This is a genomic window from Marinospirillum sp. (assembly GCF_035271045.1).
In the GTDB taxonomy this organism is placed as follows: Bacteria; Pseudomonadota; Gammaproteobacteria; order Pseudomonadales; family Halomonadaceae; genus Marinospirillum.
Map to the genome: position 1 here is coordinate 58,225 of NZ_DATESC010000018.1, position 17,460 is coordinate 75,684.

Annotated in this window: 15 protein-coding genes and 3 tRNA genes; all 18 read left to right on the forward strand. The window is 42.6% G+C overall.

Annotated elements, in window-relative coordinates:
* The first annotated feature begins 119 nt into the window (after positions 1-119).
* The 18 genes from VJY63_RS07610 (at position 120) to VJY63_RS07695 (ending at position 17,441) form a co-directional block, all read left to right on the forward strand.
* Positions 120-196: transfer RNA gene (locus tag VJY63_RS07610), tRNA-Pro, on the forward strand.
* Positions 197-233: 37 nt separating this feature from the next.
* Positions 234-310, forward strand: a tRNA-Arg gene (locus VJY63_RS07615).
* A gap of 48 nt (positions 311-358) precedes the next feature.
* Positions 359-434, forward strand: a tRNA-His gene (locus VJY63_RS07620).
* A gap of 151 nt (positions 435-585) precedes the next feature.
* Complete coding sequence (gene tig, locus VJY63_RS07625) at positions 586-1,893, forward strand: trigger factor (RefSeq protein ID WP_324049605.1); 1,308 nt, start codon at positions 586-588, stop codon at positions 1,891-1,893.
* A gap of 141 nt (positions 1,894-2,034) precedes the next feature.
* Positions 2,035-2,652, forward strand: coding sequence for an ATP-dependent Clp endopeptidase proteolytic subunit ClpP (clpP, locus tag VJY63_RS07630; protein WP_324049607.1), 618 nt, complete (start codon positions 2,035-2,037; stop codon positions 2,650-2,652).
* A 29-nt stretch (positions 2,653-2,681) separates the two neighbouring features.
* A complete protein-coding gene (clpX, locus tag VJY63_RS07635; protein WP_324049609.1) occupies positions 2,682-3,956 on the forward strand; it encodes an ATP-dependent Clp protease ATP-binding subunit ClpX in 1,275 nt (424 codons plus the stop codon).
* A 138-nt stretch (positions 3,957-4,094) separates the two neighbouring features.
* Positions 4,095-6,530, forward strand: coding sequence for an endopeptidase La (gene lon, locus VJY63_RS07640; protein WP_324049611.1), 2,436 nt, complete (start codon positions 4,095-4,097; stop codon positions 6,528-6,530).
* Between the two features lie 121 nt (positions 6,531-6,651).
* Positions 6,652-6,924, forward strand: coding sequence for an HU family DNA-binding protein (locus tag VJY63_RS07645; protein WP_324049612.1), 273 nt, complete (start codon positions 6,652-6,654; stop codon positions 6,922-6,924).
* A 116-nt stretch (positions 6,925-7,040) separates the two neighbouring features.
* Positions 7,041-8,900 carry a SurA N-terminal domain-containing protein gene (locus VJY63_RS07650; protein ID WP_324049614.1) on the forward strand — a complete coding sequence of 620 codons (1,860 nt, stop codon included), beginning with the start codon at positions 7,041-7,043 and terminating at the stop codon, positions 8,898-8,900.
* Between the two features lie 12 nt (positions 8,901-8,912).
* Positions 8,913-9,947, forward strand: a complete 1,035-nt coding sequence (nagZ, locus tag VJY63_RS07655) for a beta-N-acetylhexosaminidase (RefSeq protein WP_324049615.1) — start codon at positions 8,913-8,915, stop codon at positions 9,945-9,947.
* A gap of 18 nt (positions 9,948-9,965) precedes the next feature.
* Positions 9,966-11,084, forward strand: coding sequence for a mechanosensitive ion channel family protein (locus VJY63_RS07660; protein WP_324049616.1), 1,119 nt, complete (start codon positions 9,966-9,968; stop codon positions 11,082-11,084).
* Complete coding sequence (locus VJY63_RS07665) at positions 11,084-11,653, forward strand: hypoxanthine-guanine phosphoribosyltransferase (RefSeq protein WP_324049618.1); 570 nt, start codon at positions 11,084-11,086, stop codon at positions 11,651-11,653. The genes VJY63_RS07660 and VJY63_RS07665 overlap by 1 nt, the downstream gene beginning before the upstream one ends.
* Positions 11,654-11,697: 44 nt before the next feature.
* Complete coding sequence (locus VJY63_RS07670; protein WP_324049619.1) at positions 11,698-12,852, forward strand: phosphoribosyltransferase domain-containing protein; 1,155 nt, start codon at positions 11,698-11,700, stop codon at positions 12,850-12,852.
* Positions 12,842-13,603, forward strand: coding sequence for a hypothetical protein (locus VJY63_RS07675; protein ID WP_324049621.1), 762 nt, complete (start codon positions 12,842-12,844; stop codon positions 13,601-13,603). The genes VJY63_RS07670 and VJY63_RS07675 overlap by 11 nt, the downstream gene beginning before the upstream one ends.
* Positions 13,596-14,690 (forward strand): cysteine protease StiP domain-containing protein, encoded by a 1,095-nt coding sequence (locus tag VJY63_RS07680; protein WP_324049622.1) that lies wholly within the window; start codon positions 13,596-13,598, stop codon positions 14,688-14,690. The genes VJY63_RS07675 and VJY63_RS07680 overlap by 8 nt, the downstream gene beginning before the upstream one ends.
* Positions 14,690-15,640 carry an HpcH/HpaI aldolase/citrate lyase family protein gene (locus VJY63_RS07685; RefSeq protein ID WP_324049624.1) on the forward strand — a complete coding sequence of 317 codons (951 nt, stop codon included), beginning with the start codon at positions 14,690-14,692 and terminating at the stop codon, positions 15,638-15,640. Before VJY63_RS07680 ends, VJY63_RS07685 begins: the two co-directional genes overlap by 1 nt.
* Positions 15,640-16,248 carry an HAD-IB family hydrolase gene (locus VJY63_RS07690; protein WP_324049626.1) on the forward strand — a complete coding sequence of 203 codons (609 nt, stop codon included), beginning with the start codon at positions 15,640-15,642 and terminating at the stop codon, positions 16,246-16,248. Before VJY63_RS07685 ends, VJY63_RS07690 begins: the two co-directional genes overlap by 1 nt.
* 23 nt (positions 16,249-16,271) lie before the next feature.
* Positions 16,272-17,441 (forward strand): TerD family protein, encoded by a 1,170-nt coding sequence (locus VJY63_RS07695; protein WP_324049627.1) that lies wholly within the window; start codon positions 16,272-16,274, stop codon positions 17,439-17,441.
* Positions 17,442-17,460: the final 19 nt, after the last annotated feature.

Here is a 17,460-nt window from a genome sequence, read left to right on the forward strand (position 1 = left end):
TAAGGCTTGACGAACGAAAATATTCCCCTATAATACGCTCCACATTGACGGGGACTTGAAGCGAAAGCCAAGCCACATTACTTGATTGTAGTAGCGTTAATGTTAGCAACAGAAATAATCGGGATATAGCGCAGTCTGGTAGCGCGCCTGCTTTGGGAGCAGGATGTCGGGGGTTCGAATCCCTCTATCCCGACCAATTATTTCAAGCAATCTTTGTAGGCTAATCACCCAATGCGCCTATAGCTCAATCGGATAGAGCAACGCCCTTCTAAGGCGTAGGTTGCAGGTTCGATTCCTGCTGGGCGCGCCAAAGCGCTCTCTAGTAGTTTAGATTGTTAATATGTACCTGTTTTTGATGGTGAGCGTAGCTCAGTTGGTAGAGCTCCGGATTGTGACTCCGGCGGTCGTGGGTTCGAGCCCCATCGTTCACCCCAGATTTTTAAAGAAGGCATCCGTAAAGGATGCCTTTTTTTGTTTTAAGGCTTGCTGCAAACGTCAGTAACTCTTAAAATCCCCCCTTTGCTAATTTTTACTTAAATAAAAGCCACTTAAATAAAATCAATGAGTGTTTAACGAGGATTGTCCATGCAAGTTTCCGTAGAAACAACTTCCACGCTGGAGCGTCGAGTAACTATTCAAGTACCAGCAGAGAAGATAGATACCGCTGTTGAAGCACGCCTAAAAGATACTGCACGTAAAGCCAAGGTAGACGGTTATCGCCCTGGTAAAGTACCAATGAGTGTTGTTAAGCGTCGTTTCGGTGAAGGCGTACGTCAAGATGTTCTGTCGGAAGTTATGCGTAATCACTTTGTCGAAGCTGTGACCCAAGAAAAACTGAACCCAGCGGGCACACCAGAAATTGAACCGGGTACAGTCAATGAAGCAGGTCAACCTTTTGAGTTCACTGCTACATTTGAAGTTTATCCAGAAATCGAACTAAAAAGCTTAGAAACTGAAACCGTTGAGCGCCCAGTTGCAGCGATTAACGACGCTGATTTAGAAGAACTCATTGCTGATTTGCGTAAGCAACGCGCTGAGTGGGCTGCTGCTGAAAAAGCGGCTGAAACTGGCGATCAAGTTAATATCGACTTTGAAGGCTTTATTGACGGTGAGGCATTTGATGGCGGTAAAGGTGAAGGCTACGACCTAGTATTGGGTTCTAGTTCTTTCATTCCGGGTTTCGAAGATCAGCTAGTCGGCACTAAAGCAGGCGAAGCTAAAGACATTGAAGTCAACTTCCCTGACGATTATCAAGCGGCTAACCTAGCCGGTAAAGCAGCAATTTTTAAATGTACCGTTAATACCGTTAATACGCAGCAGCTACCTGAATTAAACGACGAGTTGTTTAGTCAGTTTGGTGTTAAAGAAGGCGGTGAAGACGCTTTCCGTACTGAAGTACGTAAAAATATGACTGCTCAGCTTAAACAAGCGATTCGTAGCGCAACTAAGCAAGCCGTTTTTGAAGCGCTAATGAAAGCTAATCCAATTGAAGTGCCTAGTGCATTAATTACTAGTGAAGTTGACAATTTGCGTCGTCAAGCTGCGCAGCAGTACAATTTGGGTGAAGGTTTTGATATTAATCAAATCCCAGCTGACCTTTTCAAAGATCAAGCTAAAAACAATGTGGTGTTAGGTTTGTTAGTGGGTGAAGTCATTAAGCACAATGAACTAAAAGCCGATCAAACCGTTGTTGATGATTTACTAAACGAAATGGCTCAGTCTTACCAAGAACCACAAAAAGTAGTGGATTACTACAAGACTAATCCTGAAATGCTACGTCAAGTTGAAGGCGCAGCACTAGAGCAACAAGTGGTTGATAAGTTATTAGCTGAAGCAAAAGTGACTGATGTAAGCAAGACTTTTAAAGAACTAGCTATGCCTGCTCAGCAGTAAAAATTGTAAGAAAACAGCGCTTTAAAACTGATCCGGTGTGCAAACACCGGATCTTTTTTTTTAAGCTAAGGCTAAATCTTGGTGGAATTTATCTTCAACCTCGGTTAGTTTAGTCGGCATTATGTATATTGGGGATGTAATATGTTTAAAAATTTGGATATTAATAATGCAGGTGGCCTAGTACCCATGGTTGTAGAGCAATCTGCCCGTGGCGAGCGCTCCTATGACATTTATTCACGTCTATTAAAAGAACGCGTTATTTTCTTGGTTGGCCCTGTTGAAGACTATATGGCTAATCTAATTGTGGCCCAGATGCTATTTTTAGAATCTGAAAACCCAGACAAAGATATCCATCTTTACATTAACTCACCGGGTGGTTCAGTCACTGCGGGTATGTCGATTTATGACACTATGCAGTTTATCAAACCCAATGTGTCGACTATGTGTATTGGTCAAGCAGCCAGCATGGGTGCTTTTCTATTAGCCGGTGGAACTAAAGGTAAGCGCTTTTGTTTGCCTAATTCGCGCATGATGATTCACCAGCCATTGGGTGGTTTTCAGGGTCAAGCGTCTGACATTGAGATTCACACGCGTGAAATTTTGGGCATTCGTGATAAATTAAATAGACTGTTGGCACACCACACGGGTCAAAACATTAAAACGATTGCCAAAGACACTGACCGCGATAACTTTATGGACGGTGAAACGGCAGTTAGCTATGGTTTAATCGACGCTGTGCTTGATAAGCGCCCAGAATAAAATAAGTTTCGAAGTAAACGGGGTAAATAATGGCCGACGGCAAAAAAAGTAAAGATAAGCTTCTATATTGCTCCTTCTGTGGCAAAAGCCAAGATGAAGTTAAAAAGCTAATTGCAGGGCCATCTGTCTATATATGTGATGACTGCGTAAGCCTGTGTACTGATATTATTAGTAGTGAGTTTCAAGAAGAAGAGCTTGGTGAAGAAAGTGAGAAATTGCCGGTTCCTAAAGAAATTCGTGCGCACCTAGATGACTATGTTATTGGTCAAGACCGCGCCAAAATGGTGTTAGCAGTGGCTGTTTATAACCACTACAAGCGCCTAAAGTCGCAATTAAAAGGTAATAAAGGTGTTGAGCTAGGTAAAAGTAATATTCTGCTAATCGGCCCAACGGGTTCGGGTAAAACCCTGCTAGCAGAAACCTTGGCGCGTATGCTGAATGTACCTTTTACAATGGCTGATGCAACCACCTTAACCGAAGCGGGTTATGTGGGTGAAGACGTTGAAAATATTATTCAGAAAATGTTGCAAAAATGTGATTACGACATAGAACGTGCTCAGCGTGGTATCGTCTATATTGATGAAATTGATAAAATCTCTCGTAAATCAGACAACCCTTCGATTACACGTGATGTTTCGGGTGAAGGTGTACAGCAAGCCCTGCTTAAACTGATTGAAGGTACGGTCGCTTCAGTTCCCCCGCAAGGTGGGCGTAAGCACCCGCAGCAAGAGTTTTTGCAAGTAGATACCAGTAATATGCTGTTTATTTGTGGCGGTGCGTTTGCTGGCCTTGATAAGGTGATTCGTGCGCGTACTGAAAAAGGCGGCATCGGCTTTAGTGCAGAAATAAAAAGTAAGCAAGAAGATGAAGCAATGGGCGCAGCGCTGTTAGAAGTCGAGCCAGAAGACCTAGTGCGCTTTGGTTTAATTCCAGAGTTTATTGGTCGTTTGCCTGTGGTTGCAACTTTAACGCACCTAGATGAAGATGCGCTGATCGAGATTTTGACTGAACCTAAAAATGCTTTAACTAAGCAATACGGTCAGTTATTTGAAATGGAAGGCGTTGAACTAGAGTTTCGTGAAGAAGCATTACGTGCAATTGCCAAAAAAGCGCTAGAACGTAAAACAGGTGCGCGCGGTTTGCGTTCGATTATGGAAAGCATACTGCTTGATACCATGTATGAAATCCCTTCACTTAAACACGTTATAAAAACGATTGTTGATGAAAAGGTGGTTAATGGCGAAGCTAAGCCTTTATTAATTTATGAAAATGATGACCTAGAAACTACTGCTAATCGTGATTAGGCATTAAAAATCATATTTTATTGAGTTAAGTTATTATAAAAAAAGGGCCTAGCGCCCTTTTTTTCTTAGCCGACAGCCTCCATAACCTTGCTTTAGAGCTAAATTCGCTGAATTAAAATTTAAAGAGGTGCCACTGCAATGTCGCAGCTAACAGAAACAAATCTGCTCAGTCCAATTGAGCTGCCTTTATTGCCTTTAAGGGATGTAGTGGTCTATCCACAAATGGTTATTCCGCTATTTGTGGGGCGTGAAAAATCCATTCATGCGCTTGAAGCCGCTATGGCACAAGATAAAAAAGTTTTTTTATTGGCACAAAGAAATGCCGAAAAAGACGATCCCGAATTAGATGATCTTTACAGTATTGGTACACAAGCCAATATTTTACAGCTGCTGCGACTACCTGACGGCACTGTAAAAGTATTAATCGAAGGCGCACAACGCGCTAAAATTACACGCGTGTTTGACCAAGAAAGAACCAATGAAGACGGCGAGGAAGTTAGCTATGTTATGGCAGAAGGTCAGCCGCTAGCCAGTGAAACGCTAACTGAGCGTGAACAAGAAGTGCTAACGCGTGTACTTTTAGGGCAGTTTGAACACTACGTTAAGCTTTCTAAAAAAGTACCTGCTGAAGTGCTTAGTAGCTTAGAAAACATTGCTGATCCAACGCGTATGGTCGATACCATTTCTGCACATATGCTGCTTAGTGTTAAAGACAAACAACAGTTATTAGAACTCGATAAAGTTCGTGAGCGTATCGAACGCTTGATGACTAAAATCGAAGAAGAAATTGATCTACTGCAAGTCGAAAAGCGTATTCGTGCGCGTGTTAAGCAGCAAATGGAAAAAACCCAACGTGAATACTATTTGAATGAGCAAATGAAAGCCATTCAAAAAGAAATGGGAGATTTAGATAACAGTGGCAATGAAATAGAGCAACTGACTAAAAAGATTGAAGACGCGGGAATGCCCGTTGAAGCAAAAGAAAAAGCCACCACTGAACTGCATAAGTTAAAAATGATGTCGCCGACTTCCGCCGAAGCGACTGTTGTGCGGGGTTATTTAGACTGGATGGTTAACTTGCCTTGGAAAAAACGCTCCAGAGCCAGTATTGATCTTAAAAAAGCGGCTGAAATTCTGGATGCCGACCATTATGGCTTAGAAGAAGTTAAAGAGCGCATTCTTGATTATTTAGCCGTGCAGCAGCGCGTTAAAAAAATTAAAGGTTCGGTACTTTGTTTGGTTGGGCCACCAGGTGTTGGTAAAACGTCTTTAGGACAATCCATTGCGCGTGCTGTAAACCGTAAATACGTGCGTATGGCTTTGGGTGGCGTAAGGGATGAGGCTGAAATTCGTGGTCACCGCCGTACTTATATTGGTTCTATGCCGGGTAAGCTGATTCAAAAAATAGCCAAAGTGGGTGTTAAAAATCCACTGTTTTTATTGGATGAAATCGACAAAATGGGCATGGATCACCGTGGCGATCCTTCTTCAGCCTTATTGGAAGTGCTTGATCCTGAACAAAACAGCAAGTTTAGCGACCATTACTTAGAAGTTGACTACGATCTATCCGAAGTGTTGTTTATTTGTACGGCTAACTCGATGAATATTCCTGCACCTTTATTAGACCGTATGGAAGTGGTGCGTTTGCCCGGTTACACTGAAGATGAAAAAAGTAATATTGCTGAGCGTTACCTAGTGCCTAAGCAAATGGAAAGTTCAGGTTTAAAAGCTAAAGAAGCAAAATTTACCCCAGAAGCGGTATTAGAAATTATTCGTTATTTTAGTCGTGAAGCCGGTGTGCGTGAGCTAGAAAGGCAAATTACCCGTGTGTGCCGTAAAGTTGTGCGTGAATTAGGTGAAGGTAAAGCGACTGCGCCCGTTAACATTGATGCCGCAGCGATTGAAAATTACCTAGGTGTGCGTAAATACAACTACGGTTTAGCCGATGCTGATAATCAAGTAGGTCGTGTTACTGGTTTAGCTTGGACTAGCGTGGGTGGCGAGTTGCTTAGTATTGAAGCAGCTGTGATGCCTGGTAAGGCCCGTTTGGTTAAAACAGGCTCTTTGGGTGAAGTAATGCAAGAGTCCATTCAGGCCGCACTGACTGTTGTACGTAGCCGTAGCCAGTCGCTAGGGATTGACTCCGAGCTATTTGAAAAGCAAGACATCCACATTCACGTTCCTGAAGGTGCTACGCCAAAAGATGGCCCTAGCGCAGGTATTAGTATGTGTACAGCGCTGGTTTCAGCTTTAACGGGTATACCGATTCGTGCTGACGTGGCTATGACGGGTGAAATAAACTTGCGTGGCGAAGTGATGCAAATTGGTGGTTTAAAAGAGAAGCTTTTAGCGGCGCGTCGTGGCGGCATTAAAACTGTTTTGATTCCTAAAGACAACGAAAGAGACCTTAAAGAGATTCCAGATAGTATCAAAGGCCCTTTAACGATTATTCCAGTAAAATGGATCGATCAGGTATTGGATATTGCATTAGAAGTTATGCCAACCCCTTTACCGAATAAAACTGCCGTTGTAACGGACGAAAAAAACCTAGAATTGCGGCCTGGAACGCACTAAAAGCTCAAATAATTGCTTTTAAGTATTTCCATGCAGCGGCATTAAGGGCTAAGATACCGGCCGTATGGTTGATTAAAGAAAATTAAGCGTTTTGCAAAATACCAAAATAAGGGGTAGACGAGTGAATAAATCAGAACTAATCGACGCAATAGCAGCTAAGGCAGACCTTCCTAAAGTTTCTGCTGGTCGTGCGTTAGACGCAGTGCTTGAAGCTGTAACCGGTGCATTAAAGCAAGGCGATAGCGTTTCTTTGGTTGGTTTTGGTACGTTCTTAGTTAAAGAGCGTGCAGAGCGTAAAGGTCGTAATCCACAAAACGGTGAAGAAATCACCATTAAAGCCGCTAAAGTACCTAGCTTTAAGCCAGGTAAAGGTTTAAAAGACGCTGTTAATTGATTCAATAATAGCTGATGCTTTCAAGCGCACCTTCTACGGTGCGTTTTTTTTTATAAAGCGTTATAATTAGTGGTCAAATACATTTTAAACAACACCTTGCCCGAACTGAGAGCGACATGCTGGTAAAAATTAGAGAAAGATCAAAAGGAATAGTTGCTTACTTTTTAGTAGGCCTAATCGCCATTGCTTTTTCCCTATGGGGAATGGATTCGTTGTTCACTGCGATGCGCGGCGATCCTAATGAAGTGGCGCAAGTTAACAAGCAATCCATTAGCCAGTTTGAGGTTGACCAAGTTGCCCAACAACAAATGCGTCAGCTGCAGCAGCAAGGTCAAATTGATTTAGAGCAAGTTGATATGAATTTGCTGCGTCAGTTTGCACTTAACCAGTTAATTCAAGAACAGCTACTGCAACAAAAAACTCAACAGCTTAATATGCAAATTTCAGATCGCCAATTAGAAAGGCAGATCGTGCGTATGAGTGCTTTTCAAGACGAGGCTGGTCGCTTTCAGCAAGACAACTTTAGCCAAGTGTTGAATCAGCAAGGTTTAACGCCGCAAGGTTTTCGTCAGCAATTAAAACAAGATTTACTGAATCAGCAATTGTTAGGCGGTTTAGCAGACACTGAGTTTTTATTAACTAATGAAGTTGAGCAATTTCAAAGCCTTGTTGGTCAAACGCGTGATTACCGTTACAAAATCATTAAAACTGAAGATTATTTAAGCCAAATTGAAATTAGCAGTGAACAAATTGAACGTTTTTATCAGCAGAATCTTCAAAACTACCAAACGCCAGAACAACTGCGTGTTAATTACTTGATTTTTGACCCAGCTAGCCTAGCCAAGCAGTTTACAGCTACCGAAGCTCAACTACAGGCTGAGTACGATCGCTACATAACCAATCTTAAAAATCAAAACAGTAACTACAGTGCTGCACATATTTTGCTGACTTACAAAACAGCAGAAGAAAAACAAGCAGCAACGCAGCGTTTAGAAGCGGTTAAAGAAGCTATTCAAGCAGGTGCTAGCTTTGCAAGCCAAGCGGCTGAAGTTTCAGACGATATTTCAACGGCCAAACAAGGTGGTAAGTTAGGTCGTATTCAGCCGGGTAGTTTAAATAAAAGTTTTGAGCAAGCTTTATTTGAGTTAGACACAGTCGGTGATCTTTCCGAAATTATTGAAACGGAATTTGGTTTGCACCTTATTCAATTAACGGCCAAAGAAAGCGTAGCGCTACCCAACTTTGCCAGTTTGCGTGAAGAATTAGTCGCGCGTGTTATTGCTCAGCCGGTACGTAATGCAACCACTGAAAAGTTAGAGCAACTACGCAATCTAAGTTTTAGCTCAACAAATTTAGGCGAAGTAGCCCAAGCCGCAGATCTAAAAATTCAAGTAAGTGATTGGTTGGCGCGTGAAGCATTAACTGGTATTTGGGCAGAACCTACGGTTAGCAAAGCTTTATTTACTGATGATTTAATTAAAGACAATTGGTTAACCGAGCCTTTGCGTTTAAACGATGGTCGTTATTTGGTTGTGGCGCGTGAAACGTATAAGCCACAGCAACAACAGCCACTTGATGATGTTTTAGTGCAGGTTACTGCTGAGTTAAAGGCACAAGAGTCCACTGAACTGGTGCGTAAAATGGCTCAGCAAGAATTAGACGCTTTACAAGCTAAGCAAGAAGTTAAAGGTGAGTGGCAAAGTGTTGAAGGTGTGACTCGTAATGATTTACGCCATGATCGAAGCATTAACGAAGCCGCTTTTCGTTTAAGTTTAAATAACGCTAGTGGTTCTGTGCGATTACTTAATGGTGATTCGGCATTAATCGAGTTGCAAGCCGTGATTAAAGGTAAAATAAGCACGAATGAAGCGGAAATTGAACAATTAAACCGTATGCTAGAAGACGACCAAGGTTATCGGATGCAGAACAAGTTTGTGCAGCAGCTTGAACGTAACGCTAAAATAACGCTACGTTAGGCAGATTACACCATGACTAGATTAATGCTTGACTTGCAAGGCCATCAATTAACGGTTGACGAACAACAACTATTAACACGTTTGCACGTTGGTGGCGTTATTCTTTTTGCTAGAAACATTCAAAATGCAGCCCAAGTGGCTGCTTTAGCGGCTGAAATACGCTCCATCCGCCCCGATATTTTATTGGCAGTTGACCAAGAAGGTGGCCGTGTACAAAGGCTTAAAGAGGGTTTTACGCGCTTGCCTGCTATGCGTGAACTCGGTCATTTGTATACGCTTAATAATAACGCAGGATTAGATGCCGCACGTTTAATGGGTCAATTAATGGCAGCTGAAGTCATTAATGTGGGTTTAGATCTAAGTTTTGCCCCCGTATTAGATATTGACTATAGTTATAGCGATATTATTGGCGATCGTGCTTTTGCCTCTAATATCGACAGTTTAATACAACTTGCCCAAGCTTTTATTCGTGGTATGCACCAGTCAGGTATGTCTGCTACGGGTAAGCATTTCCCCGGTCATGGTTATGTTGCTGGTGACTCGCATACCTGCATACCATTAGATAAACGTTCATTAGCTGAAATTCAGGCTACTTGCTTAAAGCCTTTCGTTGCTTTGGCGAGTCAATTACAAGGCATTATGCCAGCACACATTATTTATACCGCTGTCGATGAACACCCCGCGGGTTTTTCTAAACGCTGGCTAAAAATGCTGCGTCAAGAATTAAATTTTACAGGCATGATTTTTAGTGATGATTTAGCAATGGAAGGCGCGAGCCAAGCAGGTAGTTTTCCACAACGTGCAGCAGCAGCTTTACAAGCTGGCTGCGATCAAGTGCTCGTTTGTAATAATCCAGCTGCAGCGCTTGAGGTTTTAAATTGGTTAGAAAGCCAAGAAATTGAAACGTGTAGTAAAATGGCGGCATTAAAAGCACAATCACCCAGCAGTAGCCATTGGCTAGCTTCGCCAGAGGCGCTATTAGCACGACAACTAGCAGAGCACCTTGTTGCAAAAGATTTGCAGTCGGTGTTAAACCTGCTTATTTAAAATTAAAAAGGTAAGGCAATGATTAAAGTCTTAGAAACAGTCTCTTCTTTGGGTGGCATCATACCCATTGACTATGCTTGGATCATTCAAGTTTTTATTGTGATTTTGCTTGCCCTAGTGATTAACTTTTTTGCTAATCGCTTTATGGATAAACTGCATCACAGGTTTGAAAAATCTGCCAATGTATGGGACGACCTGTTTTTAGATGCTGCTCGCAAGCCTTTTAGTGTGTTTATTTGGGCGCAAGGTTTGTTATTGGCTCTAAATATTTTAAACCTTCATTCAACGTTTGAAATGGCTGAAACCATTGATTTAATGCGACGCTCAGTTTTTATTATTCTTTTTACTTGGTTTATGTTTCGTTTTATTTCAGGAATGGAACTGCGTTTAACCAGTTCTGGTACGTTAAAAAAACCACTTGATTTAACCACCGCTAAAGCCATGAGTAAGCTGCTTAAAGCGGCTACTTTTATTACTACTGCATTGGTTTTATTACAGACCCTTGGTTTTTCGGTTTCTGGCGTGCTTGCTTTTGGTGGTATTGGCGGCATTGCGATTGGTTTTGCAGCCCGTGACCTGCTTGCCAACTTTTTTGGTGCCATTATGATTTATCTTGACCGCCCTTTTGTCGTGGGCGATTGGGTACGTTCTCCTGACCGTGAAATCGAAGGCACAGTAGAAGACATTGGTTGGCGACTTACACGCATTAGAACGTTCGATCAGCGTCCGCTTTATGTACCTAATGCAGTATTTGCCAATATAGCGGTAGAAAATCCTTCACGTATGTTCAATCGTCGAATTAATGAAACCATTCGTATTCGTTACGAAGATGCCGACAAAATGCCCGTTATTATTGAGCGCGTGCGTCAATACTTAATTAAGCGTGATGATTTAGAAACGGAAAACCGAACATTAATTGTTAATTTTAATACCTATGGCCCATTTTCATTAGACTTTTTTATCTATACCTTTACTAAGACAACTAACTGGGTTGATTATCACGGTATTAAGCAAGCTACGCTTTTAGGGATTTTTGACATCATCCGTAGCGAAGGTGCAGATATAGCTTTCCCAACCCAAACTTTGCATTTGCTTGAGGAACCAACGACCTCAGCATTAGGACAGGTTAACCCTTAATGAACGATGATCTGCACAATGAAATTGGACGTATTCGTAAGGTCGCACAAGATGCTGATTGTCTAGCAACTAAACAACAAGTAAAGCAGGCGTTTGATCAAATGGCCGTAGCGATTACTGAGCGTTTAAAAGACAAGTTGCCAGTGGTTTACTGTGTAATGAATGGCGGTATGTTTACCACTTCAGAATTACTTAAACGCCTTGATTTTCCACTAGAGGTTGATTATCTACACGCGACGCGTTATCGCCGTAAAACTGAAGCAGGTGACTTACATTGGCGTGTAGAACCTGAAGTCGCTATGAAGGGTCGTACAGTGCTTATTATTGATGATATTCTTGATGAAGGTGCAACCCTTGCGGCAATTTTGGATCATTGCCGTGCTCAGGGTGCAAAAGAAGTGACTTGTGCGGTATTGGTTGATAAGCAACATAATCGTAAAGCTGTTGAAGGTTTTACGGCTGATTTTACTGGTTTAACGATTGAAGACCGCTACCTATTTGGTTGTGGTATGGACTATCAAGGTTATTTACGCAACTTACCTGCCATTTATGCGCCTAAAGGACTCTAGTTTCCTTTTTTATTTCTGCCATTAAATTATTTAAGATGACAAAAATGCCTTCTACTTCCCGATTAAGTGCAGCGTTAAAACGTGGCACTATTCATGTTGATCTTGCTGCAACACCCTTAAATCCATGTGACTTTTTTGATTTTGCTGAACGCAGAAACCCTAAACGCGCCTTTTTATTTGTATCAAAGGTGTTGGGTCGTCATATTCCGGTTAAGCCGGCATTAATGGAACACAGTTACCAAGCATTAGCGGCAAAAATTCCTACCGATTTACCTAGCCCAGTATTAATGATTGGCATGGCTGAAACAGCGGTCGGTTTAGGTGCTGGCGTACACAGGGCTTACAGCCAGCAGCGTAATGGCGATTCAAGTATTTCAGACGTGGTTTACTTGGTGAGTACGCGTCACCCTGTTGGCGATGAAGCAGGAAACGCACCGCTATTTACCCATTTCGAAGAAGAGCATAGCCACGCTAGCAATCATTTAATTCACCTGCCAACTCAACCAGAAATACGTAAGCTCATGTTGCAAGCGCGTTCTTTAGTGTTGGTCGATGACGAAGCGTCTACGGGCAATACGTTTATTAATTTATTTCGTGCTTTAACTCAAGCTGGATTAAATCAGCTAGAACAGCTAGTCACTTGTACATTAACCGATTGGTCAGCCGGTGCAGTTAGCCGCACGATTACCCAGTTGCCCGTGCAGGAAGTGTCATTATTGCAAGGCCGCTATAGTTTTGAAGAAGATTTACAAGCACCGTTGCCCGAAATGCCCGACGTTGCCACAACAGCAGCGGGCGCATGGCCAATAAATCCTGCTCAAGATTGGGGGCGTTTAGGCGTTACTCACGTTGCAGATAATTTAGGTGCTGATATAAAGGTGCAAGCCGGTGAGCGTATTTTGGTATTAGGAACGGGTGAATTTGTGTGGCGACCTTTTTTATTGGCCGAACGCTTAGAAAAAGCCGGTGCCAAGGTGCATTTTAGTTCAACCAGTCGTTCACCGATTGCGTTAGGCCATGCGATAAAAAGTGCTTTTTATTTTACGGATAATTATGGTTTAGGCATTCCTAACTACTTGTATAACGTTGACCCCAGCGAATACAACCGAATTTTCTTGTGTGCAGAAACCCCTGCTGCTTCACTGTCTGAAGCATTAATCAATCAACTAGGTGCAGAGGTGGTAATTGATGGATGCTAAACGTCCGCTGGTTTTTGTTGATTTAGACGATACTTTGTTTCAAACCGCCCGAAAAATGCCTAATCAGCAAGCTAAGCAAGTAGCTGCGTTTGATAAAGAAGGGCAACCTAATAGTTTTATGAATTCAGTGCAACAAAGCTTATTTAGCTGGTTAAGCCGTTCTACTGATGTGATTCCTGTGACAGCACGCAGCATTGAAGCTTATAGTCGCGTTAAACTTCCCTTTACCCACGGGGCGATTTGTTCGTTTGGTGGTAGTATTTTATTGGCTAATGGCAAGCTTGATAAGACTTGGCATCATTTAATGCATCAGCAGCTTGATGCGTTGCAAGCCCACTTAAAACAACTGAGTGTGGCAAGCCTTGCTGTAGGGTATGAATTAGGCGTGAGTATAAGAAGTTGGGTCGTGGAAGAGGAAGGTTTAGGTCTGTATGTTGTTGTTAAGCAAGGCGAAGGTAACGATGCACTGCTGCAGCAGGTCTTACAAGCCGTTGCAGCACAAGGCTTATTGGTGGGTATGCAGGCACACACCAATAGTAATAATTTAGCATTTTTGCCTAATTGCTTGTCTAAACAAAATGCGGTTAAAGAATGGTTGCAGCGCGACCAAGCTTTGCACGGTGAGCGACCTGTACTTGGTTTTGGTGATAGCATCAGTGACTTAGGCTTTTTACAGCAGTGTCATTTTTGGGCAACGCCAGCGCAAAGCCAACTAGCTACTAAATTTTTGAAAAGAGGTGTTAATGACTAATAAGCTGCAAACATTAGATACGATAGGCAGCGGTAGCTATGCAGCAGATGAGGTTTGTTTTTTGCTAAAAGCCGTGAATCTTGCCACGACTGATGTAGCAGAAAAAGAGTATTTAATTCAAACTAAAAAAAAGCATTACTCAGAAATGATTAGCTTAGAGCAGCCGCCTAGTGCCGCCCACTTGGAATTATACAACCAAGCGCTAGAGCAGCACAGTCAGCGCATGGCAGAAGGTGTACAGCGCCTTGCTTTAGGTATCAGTCAGCAATTACCCCAAGATCCGATTATTCTTTTATCTTTGGTGCGTGCCGGATTACCTTTGGGCGTACTGTTGCGCCGTGCTTTATTAAGTTTGGGTCGTGAAGCGATTCATTATGGTATTAGTATTATTCGTGATCGAGGCATCGACCAAGTTGCCTTGAATGCGGTGATTGAACAACACGGTGCGGATAATCTGCTGTTTGTTGATGGCTGGACGGGTAAGGGTGCGATTGCTACCGAATTAAAAACTTGTTTAGCGCAACACCCGCACTTTAATAGCGCCCCTAAGTTAGTTGTGCTTGCTGATCCTTGTGGCAAAGCTTGGATGGCGGCTTCTGCTGAAGATTGGTTAATTCCTTCGGGTATTTTGGGTGCAACTGTGTCGGGTTTGGTGTCGCGTTCTATTTGGCCAACAGAATCGGGTGTACATGGCTGCGTATTTTATGATGAATTAGCGGACTATGACGTTAGCCAAGCCTTTATTGAACAACTGGATGCGCTGCGTTTAACCTTGGGTAATTTAGAAGCTTGTCAGCCTTGGCTACCCGCTCAAAAAACTTTCTTGCAAGAACGGGCTAATTCAGTGGTAAGCCAGCTAGCCGAGCAGTTTGCTGTGACTAACTTAAACCGCATTAAACCGGGCATTGCTGAAGCGACCCGTGCGGTGTTGCGCCGCGTACCTGAAGCAGTATTTGTGCAAAATAAACAAGACACTGACGTACAACTTTTGGTTTATTTAGCAGAAAAAAATGGCGTTACAGTACAAGAAATTGGATCACTACTTGGGCCTTACAGCGCTTTAACCTTAATTCGGAGCTTAGGTTAATGAAGCAAATAACCCCCTATGCTTTAGGTGCTACCTTATATATGCCTGCGTTGCGAGAGGATATTTTAGACATTGTTTTTCGCCACAAACTTTCTCAGCTACGTTCTTTAGTGGTGTGTTTAGAAGATGCGGTTGCTGAAGTTGATGTGCCTAGGGCACTTGAAAAATTGCATTGGTTGCTGACTAATATTGAACAACGCGGTGGACGTTTGACGAAAGGCCCGTTGCTTTTTGTGCGCCCACGCGATGCAGCAATGGCAGCCGTTTTAAATGACTGGCCGCTAATAAAGCACATTGATGGTTTTGTGTTACCTAAAATACGCCTAAGTAATTTATCCGCTTGGTCAGCAGCGGTGACTAATCCTAACTTATTGCTGATGCCAACGTTAGAAACAGCCGACGTTTTTAATCCTAACGCTATGGTAGAGCTTGGCTCAGCACTTAAAAGTACGTTAGACAAACGCATTATTGCCTTGCGTATTGGGGGTAATGATCTGCTAGGCTGCTTAGGTTTGCGTAGAAACCCACAAACTACTCTTTATGATACGCCGATGGGTTATGCCATCCCTATGTTGGTTAGCATTATGGGAACACAAGGGTTTGCTTTAACCGCACCTGTTTTTGAACAACTGGCAAGTTCACCGCTTTTAAAAGCCGAATTGGAGTTGGACATTGCCCACGGTTTGGTAGGTAAAACAGCCATTCACCCCAGTCAAATTAATACCATTCAACACAGTTTAAGGGTGAGTTTAGATGACCTTAATAGCGCTAATTTATTATTAAGTGATTCAGCACCGGCAGTGTTTCAATACAATGGTGCGATGTGTGAACCTGCCACCCACTTAAAATGGGCAATGAATATTTTACAGCGGGCTAAGTTGTATGGTGTAAAAGCCACGCTAAAAAGTAATCAAGAATCTCACGTTCGCCTTGCTGGAGCTAATACTTAATGGCATCGTCACCAAAACCCGTGTTAGCCGTTTTTGATTTTGATGGAACGCTGACTTATCACGACAGTTTTGTGCCTTTTTTAAAGTATGCTTTTGGCACGACTGCGTTTACTCGTAAAATGATTGGCTTATTTTTGCCGAGTTTAGCGCATTTATCCGGCAGAATTAGCCGTGACCAATTAAAAGAAAAGCTAATTGCTCATTTTTTAACTGGCGTTTCAGAAGTTTGGTTGAATAAAAAAGCACAAGCTTTTTGTGATCAGCGTTGGGAAAAACTATTGCGTCCTTCTGGGCTTAAAGGTGTTGCTGCTGAAATTACGGCAGGGCATGAAGTTACCTTGTGTTCAGCTTCACCTGAATTAGTGTTGCGTCCATTTGCGGCTAAATTAAACATCAAGCTTATTGCAACTCAGCTAGAAGTAATTAATGGTTATTTAACCGGCGCACTTATTGGTATTAACTGCCGTTGTGCTAGTAAAGTGCAGCGTTTACAAGTCGTTTATGGTGATTTAGACCAGTATCACCTACGCGCTTGGGGTGATTCAGCCGGCGATAAGCAATTATTAGCCGCAGCGCAAGAGCCGCATTGGTGCTATTTTCATAATTAACAATTAAATAGAGGAATGAACAAATGGTTAACCTCGTACCCGGTGGTAATACAGGCGTAGCAACAGCAACTCATCAAGTTGAAATTACTTACAGTGCTTTGGCTGGCGCAGACATAGATGTGTCTGCTTTTTTATTGGGTACCGAAGGCAAGGTTCGTGGCGATGGCGATATGTGCTTTTTTGGACAAACCAGCCTGCTGGGTGGTGCGGTTCAATTAACTCAAGCCGTATCGGGTCGCACGGTATTCAGCCTTAATCTGGCTGCTGTGGATGCTGTTATAGAGCGCATTGCACTGACGGCGACTATTTATGAAAATAAAGCCGCTTTTGCACAAGTGGCTACTTTAAGTATTGACGTTGCTGGTGTTTTAAGTGCCCCGATTACGACGGCAGGTATGCAAGAAACCGCCCTTATTTTAGGTGAATTTTATCGTCGTCAAGGCAGTTGGAAGTTTCGTAGCGTTGGGCAAGGTTTTGCTGGTGGTTTAGAGCCACTGGCTAAACATTTTGGCATTGAAGTGGCTGCTCCTGCTGCTACAGCACCAATGGCGGTTAAACCAGAAGTCCCTAAGCCAGAAGCAGCTAAACCGACTGTTAGTTTAAGTAAGATTACTTTAGATAAGAAAAACACATCCATCAGCCTAGAAAAGCGTAGTGAAGGGTTTGGTGAAATAAAAGTGAACCTTAAATGGACTAAAAATACTCAAGGTGGTGGCTTTTTTTCACGCAAAAAAGAAATTGATTTGGATGTAGGTTGCCTATTTGAAATGCAAAATGGCGATAAAAGTGCGGTACAGGCTTTAGGCAATCGTTTTGGTAGCTTTGATAGTGATCCTTATATTCAACTGATGGGCGATGATCGCAGCGGTGCATCCAATGATGGTGAGTGGTTACGCATTAACGGTAAGCATTGGGATAAAGTTAGCCGTATTCTTATTTATGCGTTTATTTACGAAGGTGCGCCTGATTGGTCAGCAACTGACGGCATTGTTACTATTTATATGCCTAACCAGCCCCCAGTCGAAGTGCGTTTGAATGAAGAAGGTGGGCGTTCTAATATGTGCGCGATTGCTTTGCTAGAAAACGTTAAAGGTGCTGTAAAAATAAACCGATTAGTGAACTTTTTTAATGGGCACGAGCCTATGGATAGAGCTAATAATTGGGGTATGAACTGGAAAGCTGGGTCTAAATAGATTTCACTTAAAAATAAGG